Source organism: Sodalis sp. RH16 (genome assembly GCF_047324245.1).
GTDB classification, from domain to species: domain Bacteria; phylum Pseudomonadota; class Gammaproteobacteria; order Enterobacterales; family Enterobacteriaceae; genus Acerihabitans; species Acerihabitans ligni.
In genome coordinates, this window is sequence record NZ_CP178737.1 from 5,929,683 (window position 1) to 5,942,343 (window position 12,661).

Below are 12,661 nucleotides of genomic sequence, written 5' to 3' on the forward strand. Positions count from 1 at the left end.
CAATCATACTAAACATTAATTTATCTTATGTAATAACATCTCCTTAATCATTCTTTCTGCGAAACAACTTTTCAGCCGGGATTAAAGAGCGCCAGCGATAAGGAGCTATCTCCAGGCGAGTTTTTGACGATTCGCTTCTAAGGGTTTCTTCCGGCCGGGAAAAGTGATCGCTTGGGCAATGAGATGGTCTGGGGGATGTTATATGACGCTATAAATTTAACAAAAGTTTATCCGCCGGGCCGATAAAAAGGATAGGTAAAAAATAACAGATGTATCAGATTAAGCAGAAAATGAAACAACGTCGAAACCCAGAGTTTGCCGCTCCATAACCAGGCCAAACCATAAATAACTCCGGCCAGGGTGGCAAACAGTACCAACATCCAGCCGCCGGCTGTATGCGCCAACCCGAATAGCAGCGACGATACGCCCAGGGCAATGGCGGGATTATGAGTCCAGTCCTGTAAACGCTGCATCAGATAACCACGAAACAATGCTTCTTCCGCCAGGGCGACAAAAAAAAAGTTGGACAGGATAAACCAACCCAGCCAAGAGGGAAAATGGGGCTCAACACGAAGCCCGCCAAGCAGGGTCGCCAGGCAGAGCAAGGCAAATATGCTCAGTGCCAGTCCCGCCCAATAAAACCAGCGTGGATGCGTCGGCACTGGTCTTGATAACAATGTGGGCATACATGCCAGCAGCAAGACCGGCACCAATGCTTTATCAATATTGAGATACAAACTGAATCGGGCGCTCAAGGGACCTATGGCTATATTGTCGACAACGCGGGGATTATGAAAACCTGGGAACAGGTGCATAAACAATCCCAGACTGCCGAGTAAAAGAAGGGCTTCGCCGCCGACGGTGAATGCTCGGCTGCTGCGGAAAAAACTTTTAGCCGCTGCCGTCAATTGGAAGAAAATCAGCGCCAGTATCGCCGGCCAGCCCAAAATCTTTTCATACACCGCCAGGAGCAAGGCCGTGAAAAAAACAGCCGCGGTGATTCGCCGATCCAAACGTGGGAAGACTCCGCAGGTGAGTGCGGCGGCCAGAAGTACCCACATAGCATTGCATCCTATAAAATAATAAAAAACGAAGCGGAATAGTCAATAATGTGGGATGAATTGTAAACCGGGCGGCAATAGTGCTTTTACGAGCCGGATTTCTGCGTAATGAATTCTTTATATTGATGAGCTGAAGTCTAGCAGGAATATCTAAAGGCTCAACCGGGCATAGCCCGGTTCCAGTATTCTCATAATGCCTGATCGGCGACATGTTTGGCGGAGCTGGGTTTCAATTGCCCGTCGGCGCGGAACATGGCTTTGATGCCCCGCACCGCCTGCCGGATACGATCCTGGTTCTCAATCAAGGCGAACCGGACGTGGGTATCGCCGTAATTACCGAAACCGATCCCGGGAGAGACACAGACCTTGGCCTCCGACAGCAATTTTTTGGCGAATTCCAGCGAACCCATGGCGGCATAGTGTTCCGGGATTTTCGCCCAGACATACATGGAGGCCTTGGGATTCTCCACCATCCAGCCCGCCTCGTGGAGACCGCGCACCAGCACGTCCCGGCGCTGGTGATACTGTTCGGCGATATCCAGCACGCACTGCTGGTCCCCTTCCAGCGCGGCGATGGCGGCCACTTGCAGTGGTGTGAAGGTGCCGTAATCGTGGTAACTTTTAATGCGCGCCAGCGCGTTGACCAGTTCGGCATTGCCCACCATGAACCCGATGCGCCACCCCGCCATATTGTAACTTTTTGACAGGGTAAAGAATTCCACCGCAATCTCTTTGGCGCCCGGTACCTGCATAATGGAAGGCGCTTTCCAGCCATCATACACAATATCGGCATAGGCCAGATCGTGGACCACCAGGACCCCATACTGGCGCGCCAGCGCCACCACCCGCTCGAAAAAATCCAGCTCGACGCATTGAGCGGTGGGATTTGAGGGAAAGCCGAGGATCATCATTTTCGGGGTGGGAATGCTTTCACGAATGGCCCTCTCCAGCTCGCGGAAAAAGTCCACGCCCTCCACCAGCGGTACGGAACGTACCTGCGCGCCGGCGATCACCGCGCCATATATATGAATGGGGTAGCTGGGATTGGGCACCAGCACCGTGTCGCCATGATCAAGGGTGGCCAGCATCAGGTGCGCCAGGCCCTCTTTCGACCCGATGGTGACAATTGCTTCGCTATCAGGATCGATCTCCACCCCATAGCGATCGCCATACCAGCGCGAAATTGCCCGCCGCAGACGCGGAATGCCCCTGGAGGTGGAATAACCATGGGTATCTTCGCGCTGAGCCACGGTGCAGAGTTTTTCTACGATGTGCGGCGGTGTCGGCCCGTCGGGATTGCCCATGCTGAAATCGATAATATCTTCACCGCGACGGCGCGCCGCCATTTTCAGCTCGGAAGTGATATTAAATACATAAGGGGGGAGACGATCGATGCGTGTAAAACGCCGTGGTGAACCGGATTCGGCCATAATTTCCTCAATGTACGTTAGCGCCCGGACCATCCGAGCGACGCTGACCCTATTTAAGGTCTGGTTAAAACCTATCCCAGAATCAGCGGCAATACAATGGATAACCGTTCCGCGTCGGTACAAGAGAATATTCGTCGGCGGTTCTTTCTCCGGGGCAGAACTAAGATACCGGTTAAGGCCGGCTTTATTGTCGAACATGCTTTGTTTAGCGGTTAAGGGAAACTTTTTGCGCTGTAGATACAAAAGCGCGGACATTAAAAGAGGTAGAAAACTCAATCACAGACAGCATAATTTCCTCTTTTCAGCGTCTAACTCACTCTAGTTAAAGCATAATTGGGGAAAATAGGCTTCCTCTTTATTTTACTCAAGTTTCCTCAATTATATATTCCTCACGCGAATCCCGGGACGGCGCGGCTGGAACATTGACCGCCTTTTGCTTATAGTAGCGGCAGTACTGTTAGATGAGCGGGACGAGGTTGTGAAAGAGATGTTTGATATGCTGCTGGCGGTCTATGAACGCGCGGCATTGATGTTGATTTGTCTGTTTTTATTGACCAGAACCCGTCAATTTCGGCAGCTATTGCAAAAAGAGCAGCATACCGGCCAGGAATTGTTGGCGGTCACCGCCATCTTTTCCCTGTTCGCGATTTTCAGCACCTATTCCGGTATCCATGTGGAAGGCTCGCTGGTTAACGTACGGATTATCGCGGTCATGTCCGGCGGTATCCTGTTCGGCCCCTGGGTCGGCATTACCACCGGCATCATTGCCGGTGTACATCGTTATCTCATTGATATCAATGGTCCCACGTCGGTCCCCTGCCTTATCAGCAGCGTAGTGGCGGGGTTTGTTTCCGGCTACATCAAATTAAAAATCATTAAAGAGCATCGCTGGGGGATCGGCATCATCGGCGGCATGCTCTGCGAGTGCCTGACCATGCTGCTGGTGGTGCTGTGGGCACAGCCGATGTCGCTGGGGCTGGATATCGTATCAAAAATTGCGATGCCGATGATTCTGGGCGGCGTCAGTATCGGCATGATTGTGCTGCTGGTGCAGGGGGTGGAAGACGAAAGAGAAGTGATTGCGGCGCGGCAGGCCAAGCTGGCCCTGGATATTGCCAACAAAACATTACCCTATTTCCGACATATCAACAGTGAATCCCTTAATACCATTTGCGATATCATCCGCACCGATATCAAGGCCGACGCAGTGGCCATCACCAATGAGCACAATATTCTGGCTTATGTCGGTGTTGGCGCCGAATTTTATAACATCGGCCATGAAATCATCAGCGATATGACCAAAGAGAGTATCCAGAGCGGCAAAATCACCATCAAGAATAATGATGAGGCGGAACGCACTCCGCAAATACATTCTCTGATCATTATTCCCCTATGGGAAAAAGGCGTCGTGACCGGTACGCTGAAAATTTATTATCGCCATGCCCATCAGATCACCAATTCCCTGAAGGTTATGGCCATCGGCCTGTCGCAAATCATCTCGACCCAAATTGAGGTTTCCCGCATCGAACAGCTGCGGGAAATGGCCGACCAGGCTGAGCTGCGGGCGTTGCAAAGCAAAATCAATCCGCATTTCCTGTTTAATGCCCTGAATGCCATTTCATCGTCTATCCGCATCAATCCGGATACTGCCCGCCAGCTTATTATCAATCTTTCACGTTATCTGCGCTATAACCTGGAGCTTAATGATGCCCAGATTGATATCAAAAAGGAGCTTTATCAAATCCAGGATTATGTCGCCATTGAGCAGGCGCGGTTCGGCAGCAAATTGAGCATCATTTACGATATTGACGAGGAATTGTCTTTTTCTATTCCCAGTCTGCTGATCCAACCCTTGGTGGAAAATGCTATCGTCCACGGTATACAGCCTTGCCGAGGTAAAGGGGTAGTAGTGATTTCCGTCAGAGAAGACGGCGGACGTATTCGCATCTCGGTGAAGGATACCGGCAACGGCATCAGCCAAGAGGTGATTGAACAGGTGAAGCGCAACGAATTACCGGGTAAAAAAATCGGCCTGCTGAATGTGCATCATCGCGTATCGTTATTATACGGCGAGGGTCTCCATATCCGCCGTCTTGAACCAGGCACTGAAATCTGGTTTTACATTCCCCATAAAAGCAATAAGCTGGCCGCCTGACAGCCGGGATTTATTGTTCAGAGAAAGCGAAACCGTATGAAAGCCGTTATTGTCGAAGATGAGTTCTTATCGCAGGAGGAATTGAGCTATCTCATCCGTAAACACAGCAGTCTGACCATTGAAGCCACCTTTGAAGACGGCCTGGACGTGCTGCGGTATTTACAGGGCCATGAAGTGGATGTGATTTTTCTGGATATCAATATTCCCTCTCTGGATGGCGTTTTGCTGGCGCAAAGCATCAGCAAATTCATTCATAAGCCGCAGATAGTTTTTATTACCGCCTATAAAGAACATGCAGTGGAAGCTTTTGAGCTGGAGGCCTTCGATTACATCCTCAAGCCCTATCAAGAATCGCGCATTGTCACCATGCTGCAGAAACTGGAAGCGCTGCTTGCCGCTCCCGCCGCTACGCTCCCCAGTAGTAACAATTCCTCTTCCGACCGCCATTCCATAAATTTGCTAAAAGACGAACGTATTATTGTTACCGATATCAATAACATCTACTATGCCGCGGCACAGGAAAAAGTGACGCTGGTGTATACCCGTAAAGAAATTTTCACCATGCCGATGGTGATCACCGAATTTTGCACCCGGTTGCCGGAAGCATTTTTCTTCCGCTGTCATCGATCTTACGTGGTGAATTTGACGAAAATTCGCGAAATCGTCCCGTGGTTTAACAATACCTATCTGCTACGGTTAAACGACCTGGATTTTGAGGTGCCGGTGAGCAGAAGCAAGGTCAAAGCCTTCCGCCAGCTGATGCGGTTGTGAATAAAGCAGACAGCGCCTCATGGCACGCTAGGCCCGCTATCACCGGACGTGCAACGATCGTGTTAAAGGGAGAGCGCGCCAATGAGGTCGAATCGGGCGTTTTTTTCCGCCCGACCGAGCGCCTCATGGCACGCCAGGCCCGCTATCACCGAACGTGCAACGATCGTGTTAAAGGGAGGCCGGGCGCTTTAAAGCTCGCTGCCCATCAATTGCCGCAAATGGGCGCCGGCACCCAGCAGGCCCGGCTGCTCATGGGTAATCAGATAAACCGGAATGGCGGCCAGATAACTTTTGAAACGGCCCTTATCCTCGAAAGCCGCCCGAAACCCGGACGCGCGGAAAAAATCCTTAAAGCGCGGCACCAGACCGCCCGCAATATACACCCCGCCAAAGGTTCCCATGTTCAGCGCAAGATTCCCGCCGAAGCGGCCCATGATTTCGCAGAATACCGACAACGCGCGGCGACAGTCGGCATCAGCGCCGTCAATGGCCCGATCGGTAACCTGCGATGGACGTAAATCTTCCGGAGTCCGGCCCTCGGCGGACATCAGGCTGCGGTAGATATTCACCAAGCCCGGTCCCGACAGTACCCGTTCGGTCGAAACATGTCCCCGTACGGCATGCAGTTGGGTCAGAACAGCGATTTCATCGTCGCTGCCTGCGGCAAAACCCACATGTCCACCCTCGCCGGGCAAACTTATCCAGCGTTTGTCCTGACGCAGCAAATGACAGACGCCCAACCCGGTACCCGCGCCATAGACCACGATCGGTCCCGGCCGGGGCTTGTCGCCGCCGAATTGTTCCACATCGGCCTCGCCTAAGACCGGTACCGCCATCGACACGGCGGTAAAATCATTGATAACTTCCAACAGCGCGAAACCGAGGTTCGCTTTCATCTCTTTGATGGAGAAGGTCCAGGAATTATTGGTCATCTCCACCCGATCGCCGGTAATGGGGCAGGCAATGGCGATACAGGCTTCGGCGGCGGCAACCTTCTGCGCATCGAGATAGTGCCGGATCACGGCTTCAAGGGTGCTGTATTCCTGGGAAGAATAGGTATGGATATGGGAAATTGCCCCGCTGTCCACATCGCACAGCGCCAACCGGGCATTTGTCCCGCCGACATCACCCACCAGGGCGTATTTAGTCATTATATTCAAGGCTCCACTTACTTTGCACATTGCCGTAGGGCAAACGTCGGACAAAAAGTATAAATAATAAAATAATGATACCAGTTATAATAACCATTGCTATATGTTGGCAAAGCTTTAAATAGGATGAGCCTTCCATCCTCCTCTTACCCTTCGTCTCCCAGCGCAAACGCAACGGCCGAGGCGGCATGAATCGCCGTAGTATCGAACAAGGGTACGGCGGCGTCGTCCTGACTGATTAACAATCCTATCTCGGTGCAACCCAGAATGAGCCCCTCAATGCCTTGGCTCTCAAGTTTGGCGATGATACGTGCATAAGCCTCACGGGATTCGGGACGGATCCGGCCAAGGCATAACTCCTCGAAAATCACCCGATGGATAATATCGCTGTCATGATCATCCGGAACCACAACCTCGATACCGTGGGATTGCGCCAGCCGTTGGCGGTAAAAATCCTCTTGCATGGTGAAGCGGGTGCCCAGCAATCCCACCCGGCGCAGCCCTTGACGGTTTATGACCCGGCCGGTGGCATCGGCGATATGCAGCAAAGGCAAGGTGCAAGTCTGTTCTATATTATCCGCCACTTTATGCATTGTGTTGGTACATAACACAATAGCCTCCGCGCCCGCCTGCTGTAACGCCACTGCTTTATCCGCCAGCAATTGCCCGGCACGGCGCCACTCCCCGCCGGCCTGCATTTGCGCGATGTCGGCGAAATCCAGGCTGCAAAGAAGCAGGCTGGCGGAATGCAAGCCGCCCAGCCGCTCGCTAATCCCTTGGTTGATCATACGATAATAGGGTAAGGTAGATTCCCAGCTCATGCCGCCGAGCAGTCCGAGCGTTTTCATGGCATTGTCCTTTTGATCCCGGCGGCGGTATACGGCCGGGCGGATTATACATCACAGAAAAAATAATTTAACCGAATGTATCCTTGTCACAGGTTGAGTTCAATGTCCGCATCAGCTTGAATTGAGAGCTTTAAGATTACAGACACCCAAAATGTGATCGCCTACCGGGCGGCGGCGGTCAATAATGGCTACCCTACCGTCCCGCTTAATGATTTGAGGAATTTGTATGGTTTATTTGGCCAGTCCTACCCGTTATGAGGACATGGTTTATCGTCGCTGCGGTGCCAGCGGCCTTGAGCTTCCGGCGGTGTCACTAGGACTGTGGCATAATTTTGGCGATATAACCCGGTTTGAAAACAGCCGCAATATGGTGCGTCGCGCTTTCGATCTGGGTATTACCCATTTCGACCTTGCCAATAATTACGGGCCGCCTCCAGGTTCGGCGGAAGAAAATTTCGGCCGTTTGCTGCGTGAGGACTTGCATCCCTACCGCGACGAGCTGATCATTTCCACCAAAGCGGGTTACACCATGTGGCCGGGGCCTTACGGCGATTGGGGATCTAAAAAATACCTGGTATCAAGCCTTAACCAGAGCCTGCGGCGCATGGGCCTGGATTATGTGGATATCTTTTATCACCACCGTCCCGATACCGCCACGCCGCTGCTTGAAACCATGACCGCCCTGGATCTGCTGGTGCGTCAGGGCAAGGCTTTATATATCGGATTGTCGAATTACCCGGCGGAGCTGGCCCGGCAGGCGTTCAAGATTCTGCAGGATTTGGGCACCCCGTGCCTGATACACCAACCCAAATACTCGATGTTCGAGCGGTGGGTCGAACCGGAATTACTGGATGTGCTGGCGGATTCCGGTGTTGGCTCCATCGCCTTCTCACCGCTGGCGGGCGGTCTGCTTACCGATCGTTATCTGGACGGTATTCCGGAGGATTCGCGGGTGGCCACCGGCAGTCATTTCCTGACCAAGGAACGGCTGGATAGCCGGACGATGGATAAAGTGCGCGGGCTTAACGCCATCGCCCTTGCCAGGGGACAAAAATTGTCGCAAATGGCCTTGGCCTGGATACTGCGCGGCGACCGGGTGACATCGGTACTTATCGGCGCCAGCAAGCCGGAACAAATCGAGGATGCGGTGGGCATGCTGTCCAACCGCGAGTTCAGCGCAGACGAACTGAGCCAGATAGACGCCATCCTGGGCTGACGACAATCGCCTCACAACACGCCGTCAAAGTCAAAAAAGGCCCGAACATAGTCCGGGCCTTTTCAATGATTATTAACGGAGCAGGGTTTATGCCAGCGCCGTACACACCAGCAGGTAGATATTCAGCGACACCACCACCACCACGATGCACCAGCCGATAATCTTCACCAGACGGGTATTGACCATCTCATTCATCAACTGCCGATTGCCGGTAAAGACCAGCAGCGGTATCAGCGCCAGGGCGATGCCGAAACTCAGCAGCACCTGGCTTAACACCAGGATTCGGGTGGGATCCAAACCGGCCATGATGACGATAAAAGAAGGCAGCATGGTGACAAGACGACGCACCAGCAGCGGAATATGGAAATGGACAAACCCCTGCATCACCACCTGCCCCGCCATGGTGCCCACCACGGTTGAGGAGAGGCCGGCCGCCACCAGGCTCAGACCGAACACCGTCGCCGCGGTATGGTTCAACAGCGGCGTCAAAGTCAGATAAGCCTCGCCCAGATCGGAAATACCGGCATGTCCGCTGAAATGGAACGCCGCCGCCGCGGTGGCCATCATGGCCAGGTTAACAAACCCGGCGGTGGTCATAGCGATAGCGACATCCAGTTTGGTGGAGGAATAACGCTGGGCTCGGGTGCCCTTCATGGCGTTCTGCGTCAGCGACGAGTGCAAATAGATAACATGGGGCATAATGGTCGCACCCAGCACCCCGGCCGCCAGAAACACCGAGTCGGCGTTCGGCAGGGTGGGAATCAGCATACCCCGGCCCAGCTCGGCGATATTCGGTTGGGAAAAAAACAGTTCGGCGATATACGCGGCGGCGACGAATACCAGCAACCCGCCAATCACCACTTCAAGCGGTTTCTGGCCCCGGTGCTGCAGCATGAGGATTAGGAAGGTGGCAATGCCTGTTAATATCGCGCCCTGCAGCAGCGACACCCCCAGCAGCATCTTGAAGCCGATGGCGGCGCCGACAAATTCCGCCAGGTCGGTGGCCATGGCGATAATTTCCGCCTGGATCCAGTAAGCCCACACCGCCGGACGCGGAAACCGGTCACGAATATGCTCGGCGAGGTTTTTACCCGTGGCGATGCCCAGTTTTGCCGACAGGAGCTGGATAAGCATGGCCATAAAGTTGGCCCAGACCACAACCCACAGCAGACGATAGCCGAAGCTGGCCCCGGACTGGATGTTGGTGGCGAAGTTACCCGGATCGATGTACCCGATAGCGGCGATGAATGCCGGCCCGAGCAGGGACAGCTTGATCTTTCGCCCGGAGCTCTTTACCTCATCAACGGTTCGGCTATTCAACATATCGGTTACCCTTATGATCCATCGAGTCAGCTTCATCGTACCCAAACGATAATAATTATCAAGTGCATTTGGAACGTTTCAGCTTATCTCTGTGATAGATGACGATGATGAGCATATAGGGCGTTAATAACCCAATCTGATGGCAGTTGCATCCCGCGCTGGAGATGATGTAGAGCGTTTTTTGGGCTACTACCAAATGTTAGCACATCAAAAACATATATGGCTACAATTATAACAATTTTTTTAATTACATCTCTAACCACCTGTGCCTGACCTAGGTTGCTAGATGATTTTTCTATATTTGCAACTTATAACTCGTTTTTAATGCTGCCGTTCCATAGAATAAGCGGCGAATTATTGCATGGCTTACGATTGGAGCTTCTATGTCCCGGATTTTTCATTTTATTCTCGCCCTTGTCGTCGTGGCGATTTTAGCATTGCTGGTCAGTCGCGATCGTAAAAACATCAGACTGCGCTACATTGTTCAATTGCTGGTGATCGAGATTTTACTTGCTTATTTTTTCCTCAACTCATCGATAGGACTGGGGTTCGTTCAAGGTTTTTCCGCATTATTCGATAAATTATTAGGCTATGCCGCCGAAGGGACCGGCTTCGTTTTTGGCAATATGAACAAACAAGGACTGGCGTTCTTTTTCCTGAACGTTTTATGTCCGATTGTTTTTATCTCGGCGCTGATCGGCATTTTGCAACATATCCGCCTGCTGCCCTGGATTATCCGGATCATCGGTACCCTGCTGTCCAAGGTTAACGGCATGGGTAAACTGGAGTCGTTCAATGCCGTCAGTTCACTGATCCTCGGCCAATCGGAAAATTTCATCGCCTATAAAGATATCCTGGGCAAAATGTCTGAACGCCGGATGTACACCATGGCCGCCACCGCCATGTCAACGGTGTCGATGTCCATCGTCGGCGCCTATATGACCATGCTTCAACCGAAATACGTGGTGGCCGCCCTGGTATTGAATATGTTCAGCACCTTTGTGGTTTTATCGCTGATTAACCCTTACCGGGTCGAGAAGGAAGAAGAGCTGCAGATGAGCAATCTGCACGCGGGACAAAGCTTCTTCGAAATGCTGGGGGAATATATCCTGGCGGGTTTTAAAGTGGCTATCATCGTCGCGGCCATGCTGATTGGTTTTATCGCCATTATTTCCGCTATCAATGCGTTGTTCAACGTCATCTTCGGCATCAGTTTCCAGGGGATATTAGGTTATATCTTCTTTCCGTTCGCCTGGGTCATGGGCGTTCCCGCTCACGAAGCGCTGCGGGTCGGCAGCATCATGGCCACCAAACTGGTATCCAATGAATTTGTCGCCATGATGGATCTGCAAAAAATCGCCGGCCAGCTGTCGCCGCGTTCGGAGGGGATTCTTTCGGTGTTCCTGGTCTCATTCGCTAACTTTTCCTCCATCGGGATAGTGGCCGGGGCAATCAAAGGCTTGAATGAGCACCAGGGCAATGTGGTGTCGCGCTTCGGTCTGAAGCTGGTCTATGGATCCACTCTGGTTAGCGTGCTGTCCGCGGCCGTTACCGGACTGGTCATGTAATAGCGAATAAAAAAATCGTTATCATTAGGGCCGCAAGGCCCGTTGGGGTCGGGGAAATCTGACCCTTTTTTTGCTTTGTTGGGATAATGATAGCCTTAAGATGTTTTCAATTATTGATAAAAAATACTTATTCGTAAGAGACCCGGTCTGGTTTATTGCGATTGCTCATACAATACGACCCGGCATTTCCATTTATTCTCCTTTCGTAGCATTCAACAAAGCTCGTACCACAAATTCCTTGTATGCTGCACATTACACCATGGATGAAGCATATCTGAAGGATTTGATCTCACAACAGCAATCAATTGCCTATGAAAGACATGCAGGTATGAGCTTTGCTGAGAATAACCTAGTTCGTGCTACACGAATTGTTTTTCCTTACGGGAACGATCCTTAGCAAAGACTGCGATTTGATTAGCACCAAACAAAAAACGAGAATAGTCAATAATAGATAAACCTGCTTCTCGACCGACCTCCTCGAGCCTAGACCGATCCAGTAAATCCTCATGCTCTTCACTGGCATGCTTGGAGAACAGCCCAAGGGAAGCCCCTAGATGATGAACCCAATCTACCGAAGGATGTGGTGTAGTAATAATGATGTTTGATGCTGGGTTATCATCAAGATAAGCAGCAAGAGTTCTTAAAAATTCAACGGGATTTTTTACATGTTCAATAACCGCCAGAGAAACCACAGTGTCAAATTTATTGGTTATTTCCGACAATTCTGGTACAAAGGTATGAATAGAGAAATGCTCCCGGGCGATTTGAAGAGATACAGTATCCCTTTCGACGCCGAGATAACAATCAGCATCTATGTGTGCGGCAAGCGTACCCGATCCACAGCCAAAATCAAGCACACGGCCCTTGAGATAGGGGACTGCACGCCGGATACGTTCTCTACGCAAGTAGGGTGACAATAATCCCTCCGCCCCTTGGTCAGCCATTTTACATTTTCCTCAAGTCAGAAACTGCTCTGTTTGTTAGGTAGGGGATATCTGCATAAATTTTTTCATACAATTCGCAACAACGTTGATACTTTTTCACCCCTAACGAATTTTTTCCATAAGAATAAAAATGATAAAGAAGCGAGTACCCTTACTCAATTATCATATTGCTCTAATAATCAGTGCCTAATTAA

General features: G+C 51.5%; 10 protein-coding genes. 4 read left to right on the plus strand and 6 right to left on the minus strand.

Annotated elements, in window-relative coordinates:
- Positions 1-227 precede the first annotated feature (227 nt).
- Both ACL2XJ_RS27070 and alaC read right to left on the minus strand, forming a co-directional pair.
- Positions 228-1,061, minus strand: a complete 834-nt coding sequence (locus ACL2XJ_RS27070) for a CPBP family intramembrane glutamic endopeptidase (RefSeq protein ID WP_413725156.1) — start codon at positions 1,059-1,061, stop codon at positions 228-230.
- Between the two features lie 188 nt (positions 1,062-1,249).
- Positions 1,250-2,491, minus strand: coding sequence for an alanine transaminase (gene alaC / locus ACL2XJ_RS27075; RefSeq protein ID WP_132927097.1), 1,242 nt, complete (start codon positions 2,489-2,491; stop codon positions 1,250-1,252).
- A gap of 487 nt (positions 2,492-2,978) precedes the next feature.
- Between alaC and ACL2XJ_RS27080 the strand changes: the two genes are divergently transcribed.
- Positions 2,979-4,646, plus strand: coding sequence for a LytS/YhcK type 5TM receptor domain-containing protein (locus ACL2XJ_RS27080; RefSeq protein ID WP_413726981.1), 1,668 nt, complete (start codon positions 2,979-2,981; stop codon positions 4,644-4,646).
- Positions 4,647-4,682: 36 nt separating this feature from the next.
- On the plus strand, positions 4,683-5,417 hold the full coding sequence (locus tag ACL2XJ_RS27085; protein ID WP_203523615.1) for a LytR/AlgR family response regulator transcription factor: 735 nt from the start codon (positions 4,683-4,685) through the stop codon (positions 5,415-5,417).
- A 188-nt stretch (positions 5,418-5,605) separates the two neighbouring features.
- Here the strand turns inward: ACL2XJ_RS27085 and glk are convergent, their stop codons facing one another.
- Positions 5,606-6,568: a glucokinase gene (glk, locus tag ACL2XJ_RS27090; protein WP_413725157.1), complete on the minus strand. Its 963-nt coding sequence runs from the start codon at positions 6,566-6,568 to the stop codon at positions 5,606-5,608.
- A 146-nt stretch (positions 6,569-6,714) separates the two neighbouring features.
- A complete protein-coding gene (locus ACL2XJ_RS27095; protein WP_413725158.1) occupies positions 6,715-7,416 on the minus strand; it encodes an aspartate/glutamate racemase family protein in 702 nt (233 codons plus the stop codon).
- A 226-nt stretch (positions 7,417-7,642) separates the two neighbouring features.
- Here ACL2XJ_RS27095 and mgrA point away from each other — a divergent pair, with 226 nt between their 5' ends.
- Positions 7,643-8,632 (plus strand): L-glyceraldehyde 3-phosphate reductase, encoded by a 990-nt coding sequence (gene mgrA / locus ACL2XJ_RS27100; RefSeq protein WP_132927087.1) that lies wholly within the window; start codon positions 7,643-7,645, stop codon positions 8,630-8,632.
- A gap of 87 nt (positions 8,633-8,719) precedes the next feature.
- Here mgrA and ACL2XJ_RS27105 read toward each other — a convergent pair whose 3' ends face one another.
- Positions 8,720-9,955, minus strand: a complete 1,236-nt coding sequence (locus ACL2XJ_RS27105; RefSeq protein ID WP_413725159.1) for an Nramp family divalent metal transporter — start codon at positions 9,953-9,955, stop codon at positions 8,720-8,722.
- Between the two features lie 383 nt (positions 9,956-10,338).
- Between ACL2XJ_RS27105 and ACL2XJ_RS27110 the strand changes: the two genes are divergently transcribed.
- Complete coding sequence (locus ACL2XJ_RS27110) at positions 10,339-11,523, plus strand: NupC/NupG family nucleoside CNT transporter (RefSeq protein ID WP_132927083.1); 1,185 nt, start codon at positions 10,339-10,341, stop codon at positions 11,521-11,523.
- 359 nt (positions 11,524-11,882) lie between these two features.
- Here ACL2XJ_RS27110 and ACL2XJ_RS27115 read toward each other — a convergent pair whose 3' ends face one another.
- Complete coding sequence (locus ACL2XJ_RS27115; protein WP_413725160.1) at positions 11,883-12,467, minus strand: class I SAM-dependent methyltransferase; 585 nt, start codon at positions 12,465-12,467, stop codon at positions 11,883-11,885.
- Positions 12,468-12,661: the final 194 nt, after the last annotated feature.

Excerpts from the sequence above, each read along its gene's own strand:
- ACL2XJ_RS27070 (WP_413725156.1), bottom strand. The coding sequence starts at position 1,061 with ATGTGGGTACTTCTGGCCGCCGCACTCACCTGCGGAGTCTTCCCACGT.
- alaC (WP_132927097.1), bottom strand. The coding sequence starts at position 2,491 with ATGGCCGAATCCGGTTCACCACGGCGTTTTACACGCATCGATCGTCTC.
- ACL2XJ_RS27080 (WP_413726981.1), top strand. The coding sequence starts at position 2,979 with ATGTTTGATATGCTGCTGGCGGTCTATGAACGCGCGGCATTGATGTTG.
- ACL2XJ_RS27085 (WP_203523615.1), top strand. The coding sequence starts at position 4,683 with ATGAAAGCCGTTATTGTCGAAGATGAGTTCTTATCGCAGGAGGAATTG.
- glk (WP_413725157.1), bottom strand. The coding sequence starts at position 6,568 with ATGACTAAATACGCCCTGGTGGGTGATGTCGGCGGGACAAATGCCCGG.
- ACL2XJ_RS27095 (WP_413725158.1), bottom strand. The coding sequence starts at position 7,416 with ATGAAAACGCTCGGACTGCTCGGCGGCATGAGCTGGGAATCTACCTTA.
- mgrA (WP_132927087.1), top strand. The coding sequence starts at position 7,643 with ATGGTTTATTTGGCCAGTCCTACCCGTTATGAGGACATGGTTTATCGT.
- ACL2XJ_RS27105 (WP_413725159.1), bottom strand. The coding sequence starts at position 9,955 with ATGTTGAATAGCCGAACCGTTGATGAGGTAAAGAGCTCCGGGCGAAAG.
- ACL2XJ_RS27110 (WP_132927083.1), top strand. The coding sequence starts at position 10,339 with ATGTCCCGGATTTTTCATTTTATTCTCGCCCTTGTCGTCGTGGCGATT.
- ACL2XJ_RS27115 (WP_413725160.1), bottom strand. The coding sequence starts at position 12,467 with ATGGCTGACCAAGGGGCGGAGGGATTATTGTCACCCTACTTGCGTAGA.